General features: G+C 63.2%; 15 protein-coding genes. 10 read left to right on the forward strand and 5 right to left on the reverse strand.

Features of this window, described 5'->3' with window-relative positions; translation table 11 throughout:
• Nucleotides 1–13: 13 nt before the first annotated feature.
• Both ACH2DG_RS11295 and ACH2DG_RS11300 read right to left on the reverse strand, forming a co-directional pair.
• On the reverse strand, nt 14–1,483 hold the full coding sequence (locus ACH2DG_RS11295) for a TIGR01777 family oxidoreductase (protein ID WP_395026180.1): 1,470 nt from the start codon (nt 1,481–1,483) through the stop codon (nt 14–16).
• Nucleotide 1,484: 1 nt separating this feature from the next.
• Nucleotides 1,485–2,129 carry a DUF4166 domain-containing protein gene (locus ACH2DG_RS11300; protein WP_395026182.1) on the reverse strand — a complete coding sequence of 215 codons (645 nt, stop codon included), beginning with the start codon at nt 2,127–2,129 and terminating at the stop codon, nt 1,485–1,487.
• Nucleotides 2,130–2,254: 125 nt separating this feature from the next.
• Between ACH2DG_RS11300 and ACH2DG_RS11305 the strand changes: the two genes are divergently transcribed.
• On the forward strand, nt 2,255–4,102 hold the full coding sequence (locus ACH2DG_RS11305) for an ATP-binding protein (protein ID WP_395026183.1): 1,848 nt from the start codon (nt 2,255–2,257) through the stop codon (nt 4,100–4,102).
• The gene (locus ACH2DG_RS11310) at nt 4,099–5,514 is read left to right on the forward strand and encodes a sigma-54-dependent transcriptional regulator (RefSeq protein WP_395026185.1); all 1,416 of its coding nucleotides are present in this window, start codon (nt 4,099–4,101) and stop codon (nt 5,512–5,514) included. Before ACH2DG_RS11305 ends, ACH2DG_RS11310 begins: the two co-directional genes overlap by 4 nt.
• Nucleotides 5,515–5,647: 133 nt before the next feature.
• Here the strand turns inward: ACH2DG_RS11310 and ACH2DG_RS11315 are convergent, their stop codons facing one another.
• Together ACH2DG_RS11315 and ACH2DG_RS11320 are read right to left on the reverse strand one after the other, a co-directional pair.
• Nucleotides 5,648–6,019: a cupin domain-containing protein gene (locus ACH2DG_RS11315; protein WP_395026186.1), complete on the reverse strand. Its 372-nt coding sequence runs from the start codon at nt 6,017–6,019 to the stop codon at nt 5,648–5,650.
• A 100-nt stretch (nt 6,020–6,119) separates the two neighbouring features.
• Complete coding sequence (locus ACH2DG_RS11320; protein WP_395026187.1) at nt 6,120–6,779, reverse strand: TetR/AcrR family transcriptional regulator; 660 nt, start codon at nt 6,777–6,779, stop codon at nt 6,120–6,122.
• A 95-nt stretch (nt 6,780–6,874) separates the two neighbouring features.
• Here ACH2DG_RS11320 and fabF point away from each other — a divergent pair, with 95 nt between their 5' ends.
• Entirely contained in the window at nt 6,875–8,170 is a 1,296-nt protein-coding gene (gene fabF / locus ACH2DG_RS11325) for a beta-ketoacyl-ACP synthase II (protein ID WP_395026189.1), read from the forward strand.
• A gap of 128 nt (nt 8,171–8,298) precedes the next feature.
• Here the strand turns inward: fabF and aceA are convergent, their stop codons facing one another.
• Nucleotides 8,299–9,630, reverse strand: coding sequence for an isocitrate lyase (gene aceA, locus ACH2DG_RS11330; protein ID WP_224152027.1), 1,332 nt, complete (start codon nt 9,628–9,630; stop codon nt 8,299–8,301).
• 518 nt (nt 9,631–10,148) lie between these two features.
• On the opposite strand from aceA, the gene ACH2DG_RS11335 reads away from it, so the two are divergent.
• From ACH2DG_RS11335 to ACH2DG_RS11365, 7 genes are all read left to right on the forward strand, one after another.
• A complete protein-coding gene (locus ACH2DG_RS11335) occupies nt 10,149–11,072 on the forward strand; it encodes a DMT family transporter (RefSeq protein WP_395026191.1) in 924 nt (307 codons plus the stop codon).
• A 390-nt stretch (nt 11,073–11,462) separates the two neighbouring features.
• Nucleotides 11,463–11,762 carry an SWIB/MDM2 domain-containing protein gene (locus ACH2DG_RS11340; RefSeq protein ID WP_184707359.1) on the forward strand — a complete coding sequence of 100 codons (300 nt, stop codon included), beginning with the start codon at nt 11,463–11,465 and terminating at the stop codon, nt 11,760–11,762.
• 456 nt (nt 11,763–12,218) lie between these two features.
• A complete protein-coding gene (locus tag ACH2DG_RS11345) occupies nt 12,219–14,507 on the forward strand; it encodes a TonB-dependent receptor (protein WP_395026193.1) in 2,289 nt (762 codons plus the stop codon).
• A 22-nt stretch (nt 14,508–14,529) separates the two neighbouring features.
• Nucleotides 14,530–15,216, forward strand: a complete 687-nt coding sequence (locus ACH2DG_RS11350; protein ID WP_395026194.1) for a Fe2+-dependent dioxygenase — start codon at nt 14,530–14,532, stop codon at nt 15,214–15,216.
• Nucleotides 15,217–15,354: 138 nt separating this feature from the next.
• Entirely contained in the window at nt 15,355–16,494 is a 1,140-nt protein-coding gene (locus ACH2DG_RS11355; RefSeq protein WP_395026195.1) for an alpha-hydroxy acid oxidase, read from the forward strand.
• A gap of 217 nt (nt 16,495–16,711) precedes the next feature.
• Nucleotides 16,712–16,984, forward strand: a complete 273-nt coding sequence (locus ACH2DG_RS11360; RefSeq protein WP_184707353.1) for a bacterioferritin-associated ferredoxin — start codon at nt 16,712–16,714, stop codon at nt 16,982–16,984.
• Nucleotides 16,985–17,081: 97 nt separating this feature from the next.
• Nucleotides 17,082–17,813 carry an energy transducer TonB gene (locus ACH2DG_RS11365; protein WP_395026197.1) on the forward strand — a complete coding sequence of 244 codons (732 nt, stop codon included), beginning with the start codon at nt 17,082–17,084 and terminating at the stop codon, nt 17,811–17,813.
• Nucleotides 17,814–17,821 lie beyond the last annotated feature (8 nt).

Here is a 17,821-nt window from a genome sequence, read left to right on the forward strand (position 1 = left end):
GCTCCATGGGCTCTCAAGCCGCTGACCCTCCTGCCAGTTGTGCCAGCGCCGCCGCCAGGCTGGCATGCCGAAAGCGGTAGCCGCTGCGCAGGGCCTGCGCGGGCACCACATTCTGGCCGCACAGCAGCAGCTCCGACATCTCGCCCAGCAGCAGGCGCAGTGGCCAGCCGGGCATCCGCAGCCACAGGGGGCGTCCCACCGTTGCCGAGAGGCGCCGGGCAAATTGCCCCTGCGTGACAGCCTGCGGGGCCACGGCGTTCAGCGGGCCATGCAGCGCGGGCTCTGCCAAGGCATGGCAGACCAGGCCCACCGCGTCGTCCAGATGGATCCAGGGCATGGGCTGGAGGCCGCCGCCCAGCACGGCGCCCAGGCCGCAGCGCGCTGCAAACGCCAGCGCAGGAAAGGCCCCGTCGCCCCGGCCCAGCACAATGCCAGGGCGCAGGCAAACCACGCGCACCCCCAGCGCGCTGCTGCGCAAGGCGGCGGCTTCGACCTGCCTGCACAGATCGGATTGAAAACGCCCCGGCTGCGGTGGCGCAGCCTCGTCCAGCGGCGCGGCATCCAGCGGTACGCCGTAGTAGCCCACGGCCGATGCACAGACCAGCACTTCGGGCTTATGGGACAGGCGTTCCATCAGCTTCTGCAATTGCGCCATCACCTGCAGGCGGCTTTGCAGCAGCAGGCGGCGGCGGCCGTCCGTCCAAGGCGCTCCAAGGATGCCCGTGCCCGCCAGGTGCACCACGGCGTCGATGCGGGTTTCACAGGGAATGTCGTCCAGCCTGTCCACCACCCACACGCCCTCACCCAGCGCTGCGCGCGCCTGCAAGGGGTCACGGCTCAGCACCAGCACCCGGCGGCCTTCGCGCAGCAGGCGCTGCACCAGCGCCTGGCCGACAAAGCCGGTACCACCGGCCACCAGCACCGTCTGCTGCCCAAGCCCCTGCAGGGCGGCGCCCTGGACGTGAGGGACCGAGCCGGTCTGCTGCACGGCCGCACCCAGCTTGCGCACCGCCAATGCATTGCGCAGGCTCCAGGCCAGCACACAGACCGATGCCACGCTGAACATCGCTGTCCACCCGCCATGCGTCACCACTGAAACACCCGCAGGCAGTTGCGCCGCCTGCCAGAACAGCGGCCCCACCAGCCCCACCAGCAGGCCATAGCTCACTGCCAGCACCGTGTGCAGCGCGCGCTCCAGCGGCGGCAGTTTGCGGCTCCGGTCCTCTTCCAGAAAATCGGCAATGGTGATGAACATCTCGGCAACCAGCAGGCCCGCAGGCAGCAGCACCCACCATCCGCGCCACTGCAGCCATGCAAAGCTGGCAAACAGCAGGCCGTAGATGGCTTCACGGGCGGCGTGCAGACGCAGTTCGTAGCGCGCCGATGTGCGCTGCGGCAGGCGCGCCTCGCGCTCGTGGTGCCAGAAGTTGTCAAACGCACCCAGCAGCGACTGCACGGTGAGCAATACAAATACGATGGTCATCTCAGGACTCCAGAGGATCGGAAAAAACGCCGGTTTGGTAGAAGGTGCGGCCCCACAGCGGGTGCGTCATCTCGAGCGTGAAACGAAAGCACCCCGCGCCTTCGTCGCGGTGCTCGACACGGCACACACCGGGCGTCAGCACTGCTGGCACCGGTAGCCGCCAGCCGCCCAGCAGCCAGAAGTAGCGGCGGCTGTAGAACACCAGCGCGCCCTGCTCCACACGCACCTGCAGCGCCATCGACAGGCCGCCTTCGGTGCACTCTTCGAGCTGGCCACCGGGCCCCAGGCGCTTGGTCGATTGCACCGATTGGCTGCCCGCACTGCCACACTCGCCCAACTGGCGCGACCACACCACGCCGCCCCGCCCATCGCCTGCCACCCGCACCTGCGTGGGCACCAGGCCAGCGCGGCTGCCAGACAGCGGGCTGCCCAGCAGTTGTGCCGCCCAGGCAAACAACCGGCCGACACGCGATGTGCGCAGCTCCATGTGCCCCGCATAGGTCACTGGCGCATGCTGGCTGGCAAAACGGCGGCGGATGGCGGGTGAGAGCTGCTGCCAGGCAGCGGGCCCGACCAGCGCGCTGATATCCAGCGCATCGGCATGGGCCGGATGGGTGTTCGGATGGAGGGAGTGCAAGGTGCTCATGCCTACACCGATGCAGCATCCGTGCCACTCATAAAAATATTGATTTGATTGGAATTTTTCTTTTACCTGTAAACGCCAGATACAGCACCGTTGCCGGAGGCGTCAACGCCGTATACAGTCCTGCCATGGTCATCCACCTTGCCCTGCTGCTCACCCTGCTCGAAATCCTGGCCCTAGGCAGCGTCCTGCTGCTGTGGGCCAAACAGGTGGCCGGTGCCCGGCTGCTGGTGGTGTTTTTGCTGGGCGTGGCCACATGGATTGTCGGCAACGAGTTGCCCAACTGGGCGGGCCTGGGCAGCGTGCCGGTCGCCATGGCGCTGCTGTCCTCACTCACATTCACCTCTGCAGCCTTCTTCCACTTCTGCGTGATCTTCTGCACCGCGCCATTGCACCGGCACTGGGTGCGCGCGGGCTACGCCATGGCAATGCTGGTGGCGCTGTTGTCACTTGTGCGTTCACCGGGCGAATTCGTCCACTTTCCGCCATTTACTGGCTTTCAATGGGTGGTGGTGCCCAATGCGGTGGGCTGGGTTCACAGTCTGGCCTGGGGCATCCTCGCCACTGCGGGCCTGCTGGTGCTGGGCTGGGGCTGGCTGCATGCGCCTTCGCCACTGCGCCGCAAGCAGTTTGCGTCGATTGCCATCTCGTGCGCCTGGGGGCTCTTGGCCATTTCCGGCTTTGCCTTTGCCGCACTCGGTATCGAGCACTATCCCTGGCCGGTGCTGACCATGCCGGTCTTTCCGCTGCTGCTGGTGTATGGCGTGCTGCGCTACCGGGTGTTTGTCGTCAACGTCTGGGCGCGGCGCGCGCTGGCGTCGGCCATTTTCATCGTGCTGGGGCTGGCGGTGGTGTCGCTGACCGTGCTGCTGCCGGTCGAATCGAAATGGCTCAACGCCGCCGCCGTGGCAACAGCGTGTTTCATCCTCAGCGGTCCGGTGTGGCAGTTTGCCTCGCGTCTGGTGTACCCGGGCGGCACGCCCTCTGCGGGCGATCTGCGCCAGTGGCGCAGTGCCATGGGACAGGCCGAATCCATGGCAACACTGGAGGCGGTTGCCGCCCCCCTGCTGTCCACCCGCATGGGCACGCCGCTGCAGATGCGGGTACAGGCCGATGGCGCGCCGCCCGCCACCACCGACCGCAGCCAGCCAGGCCTGCTGTGCCACAAGGGCCCTCAGGGCGACTGGCAGGCGCACTTGCTGGGTTTTGAAGAAGCGCCACCCGGCCAGCGCCATCTGGCTGCGCTGTTTGGCGATGCCCTGGCCGATGCGGCAGCACAGGTCGAGCTGGCCGAACTGGCCCAGCAACGCGAGCGCGAGCGCCAGTTGCAGGCGCGCCTGGCAGAACTGGGCTCGCTGGCGGCCACGGTGGCCCACGATGTGCGCAATCCGCTCAACATCATCGCCATGGCCGTGGCGATGGCCCCGGCCGAAACCCGGCAGGAAGTGGGCGAGCAGATTGCCCGCATCTCGCACCTGACCAGCGATCTGCTCGACTACGCCAAGCCCTGGCAGATTGCACCGGTGGCAACCGATCTGCACGCCCGCATCCAGGCCCAGGTGCGCCACCGCCCCGAGGTAGAGCTGGGCGCCGCACTGCAGGAGCCACGCATGGCCACCATCGACCCGGCCCGGTTTGATCAGGCGCTGGGCAACCTGCTCTCCAATGCCTGCACGGCGGCTGGCGAGCGGCGGGTGCTGGTGGATACCGAACTGCTGCCCGATGCGGTGCTCGTGCATGTGTGTGACGACGGCCCGGGCATTCCTGCCGATCTGCGCGAACGCCTCTTCGAGCCCTTTGCCTCGCGCAGCCCCGGTGGCACCGGCCTGGGCCTGGCCATTGCGGCGCGCATCATGGCCGCGCATGGCGGCGCGGCCTCCGTCACCGAGCGCGCGCCGTGGCGAACCTGCTTCACCCTGCGCTTTCCACGGATTGCATCCACTGATTCTTCGGCCTCCGGCCTGCTTGCACCATGACTTCTGCCGCCCCATCCACACCCTCGGCATCCGGCCATGTGCTGCTGGTGGACGACGAGCCTGCCTACCAGCGCCTGGGCGCGAGCTTTCTGCGTCAGCTGGGCTACCGCGTGTCGGTGGCGGGCGATGTGGACAGCGCGCTGCAGGCCTTTGCGGACGACCGGCCGCATGTGGTGCTGCTCGATCTGGCCATGCCGCCCAGCATGGACCCGCAGGCCGGGCTGTCGCTGATTCCGCACTTTGCGCAATCGGTCGTGGTGGTGCTGAGCGGCCATGGCGAGCGCGACATTGCGCTGCAGGCGGTGGAGCGCGGCGTCTGGGATTTTCTGACCAAGCCCATCGACCCCGATGTGCTGCGCCTCGTACTGACGCGCGCCATGCACAAGGCCCGGCTCGACGAGCAGGTGCGCGCCCTGCGCAGTGCCCAGCAGGGGCAGGACCCGGGCGAGATGGGCCTGATTGGCCAGACGGCAGCCATGCAGCAGTTGCGCGCGCTGGTGCAGCGCGTGGGCGCGACCTCGGTCAACCTGATCGTGCTGGGCCCCACGGGTACCGGTAAGGAACTGGTGGCGCGCGCCCTGCACCAATGCAGCCCGCGCGCCGACGGGCCGTTTGCCGTGATCCACTGCGGCGCGCTGTCTGCCGAGCTGCTGGAGAGCGAACTCTTTGGCCACCTCAAGGGCAGCTTTACGGGAGCCCACCGCGACCAGCCCGGCCTGCTGGAGACCGCGCACGGCGGCACCCTGTTTCTTGATGAAGTGGGCGAAATGCCCGCCCCCATGCAGGTCAAGCTGCTGCGCTTCTTGCAGGAAGGCAGCTTTTTGCCGGTGGGCGGGCGCGAACTGCGCCGCGCCGAAGTGCGCGTGATTGCCGCCACCCACCGCGATCTGGAAGCCATGGTGCAGGCTGGCACCTTCCGCGAAGACCTGTTCTACCGCTTGAAAGGCATGGTGCTGCGCACCCCTGCACTGGCCGAGCGCGCGGCAGATGTTCCTGTTCTGGCAGCACGTTTTCTGAAGCATGTGGCACCGCAGGCGCGCCTGTCTGCCGACGCCATGCAGTGGCTGCAGTCGCGTGACTGGCCGGGCAACGTGCGCCAGCTGCGCGCGGTGGTGGAATCCGCTGGGGCGCTGATCGCGCCGGGCAGCACCCTGGTAGATGCCGAGCTGCTGAAATTTGCCAACGGCGACACCACCCACCTGCCCGAATCCCCCGGCGCCGACGCAGCAGGCACCCAGGGCACTGCCGCCGATAGCCACGGCGCGCTTGATGCCGCCATGCTGGAGCTGGAGACCCGCATGCTGCGCGATGCCATGGCGCAGGCTGGCGGCAACCAGTCCGAGGCGGCGCGGCGCCTGGGCATCTCGCGCGTGGGGCTGATCAAAAAGCTGGGCCGGCTGGGTCTGAAGTAAGGACGTGTCTGCGGTCCAAGCCGCCTGCGGCAATGGCGCGGCAACATGCGCGCGGCCATTAACTACGAAATCGATAGCATATAGCGCTTACTGAACATGCGCTGCCAGCCATTTTCACCAAGCCTTTGCGGATTCAGGCCTCGGCCACCATGTAGACCTTCTTCACGAACTCGTCCACCTCCCAGTGGCCCGTCCAGCCTTCGGGCATGATGAAATGGTCGCCCACGCCAAACGCATGCACCGTGCCGTCCGGGTCCACCAGGCGGCACGCGCCTTCGACGATGTAGCAAAACTCGATATAGCCGACGATGTTGGAGCGGAAGGTGCCTGCGCTCGACTGCCAGGTGCCAGCGCTCACCTTGCCGCCCAGCCCTTCAAACACATTCATGGTCTGGTACTCGGTATCGCCGCTGATCGGACGGCTGGGTTTGCCGATGACGGGGTTGACCAGCGTCTTGGCAGGCCAATGAATGATGGAAACGGATTTTTCAGAGGTGCCGGACATGATCGCGAAAGTTCACAAGGGAAAAGAAGCGATTATCGATAGGGCAGCCCAATGATTCGTTGCGGTAGTTGCCCCGACTTCATCAACCGACGTAAGGCCATCAGCGTTTTTTGACCGCTGTCGACTGCCCCGAGCCAGATCCGCCCTCCGCAGTTGATCTCGGAGCATTGGAAGGTGCCGTCAGGTGCCCGCGCAAGGTGGCTAGTATCTCTTCCGACAGTTGCGGGTTGCCCGCTGCCGTGGCGCGCGCCAGCACCAGGGCACCCACCATGCTGCTGAGCGTGACAATGGTCTGGGTGCGGCGGGCGGCGGCGTCGTCGCCCGGCAGTACCTCCATGAAACGCGCGATATTGCGCTCCACGCCCTGGGCAAACACTTCCGACATTTCCGGCCCGGCGCGTGCGGCATCCGCTGCCAGCGCAGCGGCAGGACAGCCTTCGCCGGGGTGATCGCGGTGGTCTGCAGAAAGATAGCCTTGCACCAGCCAGTGGAGCCTGTCAGTGGGTGCTGCATTCGCATTCTCCGGCCCGCCCAGGCCATCGAGCGGTGTGATCGTCCAGTCAAAGGCGCGCAGGCAGGCCTCACGCGCCAGAGCGTCCTTCGATTCGAAGTGCCGGTACAGCCCGCCATGCGTCAACCCAGCGTCGCGCGTGATCTCGGCCACGCCCACGCCATCCAGGCCCTTCTGTCGGTACAGGCGCGCTGCGGCGTCCACGATTCCTTCGCGATTTTCGGCGGCCTGGGCTTTGCTGACTTTCATGCGTTAGATGATAACCATCATCAAAACTCAGTATGATGACGATCATCATCAATACTGCAAAACAGGCTTTGGCCGCTGCAGACGAAAGGTGCGATATGAATCGACGGGTGGTCATCACAGGCCTGGGCCTGGTCTCCCCTCTGGGGTGCGATGTGGAGACGGCATGGCAGCGGCTGCTGGCATGCCAGTCGGGCGTGCGCGCCCTCGCCAGCGACGTGGGAGAAGGCACGGGGGTGGCCATTGCCGGGCGGGTTCCCGGCCTGGACGAAGACCCGCAGGCCGGCTGGAATGCCGAGGCCGTCATCTCCGCCAAGGAGCTGCGCCGCATGGACCGCTTCATCGCCTTTGCCCTGGGCGCGGCAGACCAGGCGCTGGCGCATGCGCGCTGGACGCAGGGCGGTGCCGAGCAGCAGGAGCGCGCAGCGACCATCATCGGCTCCGGCGTGGGTGGGTTTGGCACCATTGCAGAAGCAGTGCGCACCACAGATACCAAGGGCCCGCAGCGCCTCTCGCCTTTCACAGTGCCGGCCTTTCTGGCCAATCTGGCAGCAGGCCAGGTGTCGATCCGGCACCAGCTCAAGGGCCCGCTCGGCGCGCCGGTCACTGCCTGCGCAGCCAGCATCCAGGCGATTGGCGACGCGACACGCCTCATTCGCAACGACGAAGCCGACATGGCCTTGTGCGGCGGCAGCGAAGCTACCATCGACCGCGTGGCCCTGGGCAGCTTTGCTGCGGCCAAGGCGGTGGCTACCCACTTCAACGATGACCCGGCGCGCGCGTCCCGCCCTTTCGATCAGGCACGGGACGGCTTTGTCATGGCCGAAGGCGCAGGCCTTCTGGTGCTGGAATCGCTGGAGCATGCGCTGGCGCGCGGAGCCACGCCGCTGGCCGAGGTCGTGGGATACGGCACGTCGGCAGACGCCTACCACATCACCTCCGGCCCGGAAGATGGCGCGGGCGCCGCGCGCTCGATGCGCAACGCCTTGCGCAGTGCGCGCCTGCAGCCCGGTGACATCCAGCATCTCAACGCCCACGCCACCTCCACGCCCGTGGGCGACAGGGGCGAGCTGGCGGCCATCCGCGAAGTATTTGGAGCGAAGGCAAGTGCAAGTGCGGACACAGGTACAGGCCCGTCCATCACCGCCACCAAATCTGCCCTGGGCCACATGCTGGGCGCGGCGGGCGGTGCAGCGGCCATCTTCACGGTACTGGCGCTGCGCGACCAGGTCGCACCGCCCGTGCTCAACCTCGAAAACCCGGACCCGTTGACAGAAGGCCTGGACCTGATCCGGGGCGAGGCCCGGCCGCAGCACATCGAGCACGCCATGCTCAACGGCTTTGGTTTTGGCGGCGTCAATGCCACGCTGATTCTGAAGCGCTATACGGGTTGAGGCCTCGCGCCTGGGTTTGCCACGCGCGCAAACGCCAAAAGCCCATGAAAAAGGCGGTCCGCAGACCGCCCCTTTCTCTTTTGCCCACCGGGGAGACCAATCCCCGGTGTGTCTTGCAGACCCGCAGATCAGTGGAATTGCTCTTCCTCGGTCGAGCCCGTCAGCGCCTTCACGCTGGAGCTGCCGCCCTGGATGACGGTGGTCACATCGTCGAAGTAACCGGCGCCCACTTCCTGCTGGTGGGACACAAAGGTGTAGCCCTTGTCGCGAGCGGCGAATTCGGGTTCCTGAATCATTTCCACGTAGTGCTTCATGCCTTCGCCGCGAGCGTACTCGTGGGCAAACTTGAAGGTGTTGTACCAGTTGCTGTGGATACCGGCCAGCGTGATGAACTGGAATTTGTAGCCCAGCGCAGACAGGTCTTCCTGGAAGGATGCGATCTGGCTGTCGTTGAGGTTCTTCTTCCAGTTGAACGAAGGCGAGCAGTTGTACGACAGCAGCTTGCCGGGTGCAGCCGCATGCACGGCCTGGGCAAACTCGCGGGCAAAGCCGATGTCAGGCACACCCGTTTCGCACCACACCAGATCGGCGTATGGCGCGTAGGCCACACCGCGGCTGATGGATTGCTCCAGACCGTTCTTGACACGGTAGAAACCTTCCTGCGTGCGCTCGCCGGTCAGGAAAGCCTGGTCATTCGCATCGTGGTTGCTGGTGATCAGGTTGGCGGCTTCAGCATCGGTGCGGGCCAGGATGATGGTGGGCACGCCCATCACATCGGCGGCAAAACGCGCGGCGATCAGCTTTTCGCAGGCTTCGCGGGTGGGTACCAGCACCTTGCCACCCATGTGACCGCACTTCTTGACGGCGGCCAGCTGGTCTTCAAAGTGAACGCCTGCAGCACCTGCGGCAATCATGTTCTTCATCAACTCGAAGGCGTTGAGCACGCCGCCAAAACCGGCTTCCGCATCGGCCACGATGGGCAGGAAGTAGTCGATGAATTCCTTGTCGCCAGGATTGACGCCCTTGCCCCACTGGATTTCATCGGCGCGCTTGAAGGTGTTGTTGATGCGGCGCACCATCGTCGGCACTGAGTCGTAGGCATACAGCGACTGGTCGGGGTACATGGTTTCGGAGCTGTTGCCGTCGGCAGCCACCTGCCAGCCCGACAGGTACACCGCTTCCAGTCCGGCCTTGGCCTGCTGCATGGCCTGGCCGGCAGAGATGGCACCAAAGGCGTTCACATAGCCCTTCTTGGCACCGCCATTGATCTTTTCCCACAGCACATCGGCGCCGCGCTGGGCCAGTGTGTACTCTGGCTGCAGGCTGCCGCGCAGGCGCACCACATCGGCTGCGCTATAGCCACGCTTGACACCCTTCCAGCGAGGATTTTGTGCCCAGTCCTTTTCCAGGGCGGCAATTTGCTGTTCGCGGCTGAGTTGTTGGTTCAGTTTCTGAGACATGGGGAACTCCTATCAAAAAAGGTGAGGTAGTCGACAACTGTGGAACTGTGAGAAGAACCGGAGGACCGCTGTGCTGTCCATGGCTTTAACTGTACGCCCGATCGTCCACTATTTTTTGTCTTATGTCTTATATAAGAGTAAAATTAAATCATTGAAAATCAATTATCTATTCATTTGAAACCATATTGTGAAATCAAATTTCTCGTATTGAGAAATTTTTGCGCAATGCAGCATTTTCAAATTTCATAATGCAAAAAGCCATTTTCATTGCTGAAAAATCATGCTGCTGCGCAGCAATTCCGACAGCAACCGGGCATCTGCGGCAGGCGGGCTCCCGCAGAACACCGCCTCTTCACCACCACGCAGGCCGCACCGGTCACCTGCGCAGCGCCTCTGCCACAGCGGGCTCTGGCATGATGATCGCCCGGCCCCATGGCAGGTCGGTGACAACCGTCCCTGCATATCCCGCAGAAAGAGCCTCCAGCGGCTGCCGCACTATTCCTTTCAGCTATTGATTTATGAGCAATATCAGCAAACCGCTGGCCTATACCTACCTGGCACTGAGCATGTCGCTGGTGGGCGCCTATGTCGCGCTCTCCAAACCACTGGCAGCGGTACTGCCGGTGCTGCTGCTGGCCTGGCTGCGGTTTGGCATCGGTGTCGTGGCCATGGCGGGCTGGCTGCGGCGCCCGGCCGGCGAGCCACGGCTGTCGGGCCGAGAGCGCGGCCTGCTGTTTCTGGAATCCTTCTTCGGCAACTTTCTCTTCACCATCTGCATGATCACCGGCGTGTCGATGACAGGCGCCGTGGCGGCGAGCGTGACCATGGCGGCCATTCCGGCGGCCATTGCGCTGTTCAGCTGGCTGTTGCTCAAGGAGCACATCACCGGCCGCGTGCTGTGCGCCATTGGCCTGGCTGTTCTGGGCATTGCCCTGTTTGCCTTTGCCAAACCTGCGCACACACCCGCACAGGGTGAGGCCGCCCAGCACCGCTGGATCGGTCAGTTGCTGCTGATTGCCGCCGTGTTCTGCGAAGCCAGCTACGCGGTCATCGGCAAGAAGCTCACGGCCAGCCTGAGCCCCAAGCGCATTGCCGCGCTCATCAACCTGTGGGGCTTTGTGCTGACCATGCCATTTGGCCTGTACCTGGCCTGGCACTTCGACTTCGGCAGCGTGGCTGCATCGCTTTGGCTGCTGCTGCTGGGCTATGCGCTCGCAGCCTGCGTGTTCACCGTGTGGCTATGGATGACGGGCCTGCAGGCGGTGCCTGCATCGCAAAGCGCAGTGTTCACTGTCATGCTGCCGGCCTCCACGGCGCTGGTGGGCGTGGTGTTTCTGGGCGAAACGCTCGCGGGCCTGCAGCTGCTGGCGTTTGGGATCGCGGTGTCGAGCCTCGTGCTGGCCACGGCTCCGCTGCCCGGGCGTGAACGCAGCCCGGGTTGAGCCTCCTTTGCATGCCACGCCCAATGGAATGGGCATGGATCATGCCAGACCACGTTCAGACCATGGCAAGGGCGTTTTGCTAATGCCCCTGGCATGACCCCATGGGCCAGCATGGTGTTGTTACCTGGCAAGGTTTTCATCGCCAGCAGCCGGTATTGCAGGAAATATGCGAAAAAAACGCAATTCTTTATTGAAATCAAATAAAAACTGCTTTTGATTGATAGCTGTAATCCATCAACAAAGGTCAGCGGGCCTGAAAGAAGCAACATTTCGAGGCAAAAAATTGCTCCCCTCCCTTGGAAAGCCCTTTTTTTACCGTTAGCATGGCTGTAACCAGCGGAGGGAATCTCTGTCTGGCAGACAAAGATATTGATACAAGGAAACCAACACATGGCAACTGCATCCAAGACCGCTGCAAAGACTGCTGCTCCTGCCAAGAAGCGCACCCCTAATGCTGCTTTCATGAAGCCGCTGACTCCCAGCGCTGAATTGGGCGCCGTGGTGGGCACCGCTCCACTGCCACGCACCGAAATCATCAGCAAGCTGTGGGTCTACATCAAGGCGCACAACCTGCAAGATGCCAGCAACAAGCGCATGATCAATGCCGACGACAAGCTCAAGAAGGTATTTGGCAAGCCACAGGTTTCGATGTTCGAAATGGCTGGCCTGATCGGCAAGCACGTCAAGTAAGTCCTGTACCAGTTACCGGCCCGCAGTCCTGCCGCATAAGCGCAGGTTCTGCCAGAAAACCAGCCGCTCCATGCGTGCTGGTTTTTTTATGCGCTCTTTCAGGGTGCACCCGCTTTGCGACTGCCGTTTCGGCCTGCAACCTTCCCGTTTCGGTTACATATGGGCAGCGCAACTTGCGCACACTCCCCTCGATAGCTCCATTCCGCGGCGCACAATTGTGAAGATTTTCAGGGTTTTTGTTGCTTTTGTGCAAAATTCAAAATAAGAATCAGACTCATTTGGCGTAGCATTACGACCCGAGCGAGTGAAGAAGAGCGCGAGGGTCTGCGCTGCGCACTGATGGCGCCGCCTTCGCCTTTTCCCTCTGCCAGCCAACATCTGTCATGCCAGCGTCTTTTTGGGGGCGCTGGCATTCCCGTTTGAGAGCTTCATAACATCCTGTCTTAGGAGAAAAACTTGTCCAAGAAACGCCAAAATCGCCAGCGCGCACAACAGGCGAGCCTGGCTGCGCGTGCCTCTGCAGCGCCAGCCTCCACTGTGGCTGACAAAGCCATACTGCCGCTCGGCGCACTGATGCTGGCCGCCTCTGTCAGCAGCTGGGCCCAGACGCAGCCCGCCCCTGCAGCCCAGGCCGCAGCCCCAGAGACCACGCTGGGCACGGTGACGGTCAAGGACGCAGCCGAAGTGCAGAGCAAGGACACGATCCAGACCAAGAAGACCAATATCGGTCGCAGCAACCAGGACATTCGTGACATTCCTCAATCTCTTTCGGTGCTGACCGAGAAGATGATTGACGATGCCAAACTCGACACCTTGAAGCAGGCCCTGCACTACACCTCTGGTGTGAGCTTTGCCGCCACCGAAAACGGTACCGACCAGGACATCCGCATCCGCGGCTTTCCCGTTGCGACTGTGGGCGACCTGATGATCGATGGCATGAAGGACCCCTCGCAATACGACCGAGATACGTTCAACTATGACCGCATCGAAGTATTGCGCGGCTCGGCATCGCTGCTGTTTGGCCGTGGCTCGACCGGTGGCGTGGTCAACCAGGTCAACAAAAAACCGCTGCTGATCGACCAGTACGAGCTCGAAGCCACCTACGGCACCGACAGCGTGCTGCGCACCACCGCTGATCTGAACAAGACCATGGGCGAGAACGCCGCCTTCCGCCTGAACCTGATGCGCACCAATGGTGACAACCATGGTGCGGAGATCGACAAGTATGGTATTGCGCCCAGCTACAGCTGGGGCATCGGCACACGCGATGAGTTCACCGTTGGTGCGTTCTACCTGAAGAACGACAACAAGCCGATGAGCAACATCCGCTACCTGCAAGGATCTGTGCCTCATCTCAATCCCAAGAACTACTACGGCACCGACAGCGACTACATGAAGGGTGAGGCCTCGTACGCCAACGCGTCGTGGATTCACCGCTTTGACGACGGTGGAGAATGGCGCACCCAGGCCCGTGCAGGTGTGTTTGACCGCTCGCAATGGGGTACCACGGCATCGTTCGGGACCACCGATGGCAAGCCTACCACTTGGGCCAATATTGGTGACAACACGATCCTGAACCTCTCGGGCCTGAGTCCGCGCAAGGACCGCCATAAAGGCCTGTACATGCAGTCCGACTACAGCACCAAGGCCGATTGGGGTGGTTTGAAGCACCAGTTGCAAATGGGTGTGGACTACAGCCGTGAAATGGCAACCTTCTGGGTTGCCAATGGCCAGCCGGGCACCAACTACAACAAGGGCCAGACCACCATCGGCAACCCGGATTCGGTCGGTGAAACCGCGCTGACCCCGAACTACCGCTACGACCAGAACTACAGTGCCCACTCGGTTGGCGCCTATGTGCAGGATCTGGTGGAATTCGCTCCTGGCTGGAAGCTGCTGGGCGGCCTGCGCTGGGACCGCGTCTCGTCCAACCAGGGACGCGACGTCTACACCTCAGGGGTGCTGACGGGCCACGAGAATTCCGAATTGCGCTACAACAGCCTCTGGAGCCAACGCCTGGGCCTGCTGTACCAACCCAATGACTGGGCGTCGTACCACATCGCCTACAGCACCTCGTTCAACTCTTCGGCAGATACCTACAAGTACACCAACCAGCAAACGGCCAATACCGATCCGGAAAAGAGCCGTAACTTTGAAATTGGCGCCAAGCTCGATTGGCTCGATGGCAAGCTCTCCACCCGTGCGGCCCTGTTCCGTACCGAAAAGTACAACGAACGCACCACCGACGCAGACTTTGCCGGCGACGCCTATCTGCTCAACGGCAAGCGCCACGCTCAGGGCCTGGAGCTGGATGTGGTTGGCCGCCTCAATCCGCAATGGGATGTGTATGCCTCGTACACCTACATCCCGACGGCCAAGATTGACAAGACCGGCAGCGCCGCAGCCAACACGGTGGGTCAGCGCGTGGGTCTGACGCCCAAGCATTCGGGCAGCATCTGGCTCGGCTACCAGGCAACACCCAAGTTCCGTCTGGCAGGCGGTGTGCGCGGCGTGAGCGAAAACCGCCCCGTCAGCGGCACCACCGGCGCCGCATCGCAAACGGCGCGTGCTCCCGGTTACGTGGCTGTCGACCTGATGGCCGAGTACCAGATCACCGAAGACGTGTCAGCCAAGCTCAACGTGACCAATGCCTTCAACCGCAGCTATGGCGATCAGCTCTACCCTGGTTTCGTCACCTTGGGTGAAGCACGCAATGTCCGCGCAACGGTAAAGTGGCGCTTCTAACCTGACCACGCCTGCCATCGCCATGCTCCTGCACATCCATCAATTGCTATCGCCTTCAGAGGTCGCCGAAGCTCGGCAACAGTTGGTGGATGCGCCATGGCAGGCCGGTCGGCGCACTGCGGGGCCCCAGGCCGCGCAAGTCAAACGCAATGCGCAACTGCCCGAATCCAGCGCGACCGCGCAAAGCCTGCGCCAGTTGGTGCTGCGCGGGCTTGAAAACAGCGCGCAGTTCTTTTCTGCAGCACTGCCCAAACACATCTCCCCGCCCATGTTCAACCGCTACGCGGGCGATGCCAATACCTACGGCAATCATGTCGACGCTGCGGTGCGGTTTTTGCCCGATGGCAAGGGGCGCGTGCGCACCGACGTCTCGTGCACGGTCTTCCTGAGTGATCCGACCAGCTACGACGGTGGTGAACTGGTCGTCGAAGACACCTTTGGCACCCAGCGCATCAAGCTGGACGCCGGCGACGCCGTGCTCTACCCTGGCACATCCATCCACCGCGTGGAGCCAGTCACACGCGGCGAGCGCCTGGCAAGTTTTTTCTGGATACAGAGCATGGTGCGCAGCGACGAGCAACGCCGCCTGCTCTACGACATGGATCAGCACCTGATGCGCCTGCGCACCCACCTTGGTGAAACCGACCCCGCCATCGTGGGCCTGACAGGCACCTACCACAACCTGTTGCGAATGTGGGCAGATGTCTGAGCAACTTCTGCTTTGCCCAAGACCAGACTTTCTCAAAAAGCATAGCTGCTAGCGAACTACGCAAGCTGCTTGCCATGCAAAAATCATCATCCCCCTGGCCTGGCAAGCGCCTGCAGCCAGCGGGTGGAAGCAGGTAACATGCCCTCCATGCAGCTGCCTACCCCTACCCTGCTCCCCATTCCCGCAGATACCATCAACCTGGCCGATTACGAACGCCACGCGCAAGCGCGCATGGATGCCAATGCCTGGGCCTATTTCAGCGGCGGTGCAGGCGATGAAATCACCCTGCGCGCCAATGCCAGCGCCTGGCAGCAGATCGAGCTCGCGCCCCGCGTGCTGCGCCCGCTGGCCCACGGCAATACACAGATGCAACTGCTGGGCCAGCGCCTGGCTCACCCCTTGCTGGCAGCCCCCATGGCCTTTCAGTGCCTGGCGCAGGAATCGGGCGAAATCGGCATGGCCTATGCCTGTGCCGCCATGGGAGCGGGGATGGTCGTCAGCACCCAGGCCAGCCAGCCGCTCGATGCCATTGCCGCCAGCTACCTGCAGGACGCTGCCCACGGCCCGCTGTGGTTTCAGCTCTACCTGCAGCATGACCGCGCTTTCAACATCGACCTGCTGCGCCGCGCAGAAGCGGCGGGTTACCAGGCACTGGTGGTCACGGTAGACGCCCCGACCAGCGGCGTGCGCGACCGTGAGCGGCGTGCACGCTTCAAACGCCCGGCGGGTATCGGCGCAGTCAATCTCGCCAGCCTGCCTGCCGTGGATGCCGTGCAGCTCACCCCCGCCGACAGCCCCTTGTTTGACGACCTGCTGCGCCATGCCCCCACCTGGGATGACATTGCCTGGCTTCGCAATCAGACGACATTGCCGGTTCTGCTCAAAGGCATCACCCACCCGCTCGATGCGAAGCAGGCCGTGGAGCTGGGAGCAAACGGCATCATCTGCAGCAACCATGGCGGCCGCACCCTCGATACCATGCCCGCCACCGCCCGCCTGCTACCGGGCGTGGTGGCTGCCGTGGGCGGTGCCGTTCCCGTGCTGGTGGATGGCGGCATCCGGCGCGGTACCGATGTCTTCAAGGCCCTGGCGTTGGGTGCCTCGGCCGTGCTGGTGGGCCGCCCCCTGGTGTATGGCCTGGCCACTGCCGGTGCAGCCGGTGTGGCCCATGTCATCCGGCTGCTGCGCGATGAACTGGAGGCCGCCATGGCGCTCACCGGTTGCCGCAGCATCGCCGATATCGGCCCTGCCCTGCTGGCGGGGGACTGGCGCGGCTAGAAAAGCAGGACTTTTTTCACTACAAAATAAGGAGCTAACAGCGCTTACTCTGATTGAAATTGATATCAATTTCACCTCCAAAATTTCATAACCAATGCGCATTACCGCAACACAGCATCCCTATCGCTTTCATGTGATTATTGCGAATGCGACAAATTCTTATTTATAATTCATCCAACATTTATCACTAGCCAGCCACCACGCTGTTCATCACACCATGATCGTTTGTGTTTGCCGTCGGGTCTCGGATCGAGAGATTGCACGCCACGCGCATGCAGGCATGTCGTTTGATGAAATCCAGTTTGAACTGGGTGTTGGATTGCAATGCGGTTGCTGCGAAGGCTGCGCCCGCGATGTGGTCGAGCAGTGCAGCGCGTCGCGCCCGGTTGCCGCTTTGCGTAACGAAGCGATGACACAGCCGGTCCAGCTTGCCAAAGCCATTACGGAAAGCAAAGCATGGAACTCCTCGCCGCTGTCACAGGCAGCCTGATCCTGGTCGCTGCCTCCATCTGGTGGGTCTTTCAGAAGTAAACCGCCATTGATTTGCCGTGCTGCGGCGCTCTGCCGGCAGCACTTTTTATCGCCTTATGCATCCTTCAGACCCTACCAGCCCCCCCAAGAATACGGGGCGAAACATCGTGGTCGCGGGATCGGTGCTGGCAGCACACGTTGCCGGCCTGTGGGCCTTGCAGGCAGGCTTGCTCAAGAGCGCTGCCGTCGAATTGCCCAAGCCTGAACCCGTGGTGGTACAGTTGATCGCGCCCGAGCCCATGCCTGTGGTGGCCCCGCCTCCGCCGCCTGCGCCCAAGCCGCCGCCTCCCGCGCCAGCACCCAAACCTCAGCCCAAACCCACACCGGCGCCCAAGCCCATGCCCAAGCCGCAGGCGATCAAGGACCCGACGCCAGCGCCAAACGCCGTCAAGGGCAGTGCAGAGCCGCAGCCGCCAGCGCCGCCCATCGAGGCGCCGACGCCGCCAGCGCCGCCGACCCCACCGTCTCCGCCGCCAGCGCCTCCCGCGCCGCCCGCCCAGCCGGTGATCCGCCCGCCCGATGTCAATGCTGCCTACCTGAGCAATCCACTGCCGTCCTACCCGAGCATCAGCAAGCGCATGGGCGAGACGGGAACGACCATCGTGCGCGTCCACATTGACGAAGAAGGCAAGGTGCTCGATATTCAGTTGAAGAAATCCAGCGGCTATGACCGCCTGGATCAGGCTGCGCTTGACGGCATCCGCAAGTGGCGCTTCAAGCCCGGCACGTCCAACGGAACCCCTCAACCCATGTGGGTCAATGTGCCCATGAAGTGGGAACTCAATTAAATATTTCG

It is taken from the genome of Comamonas odontotermitis, assembly GCF_040396735.1.
Classification (GTDB): domain Bacteria; phylum Pseudomonadota; class Gammaproteobacteria; order Burkholderiales; family Burkholderiaceae_C; genus Comamonas; species Comamonas odontotermitis_C.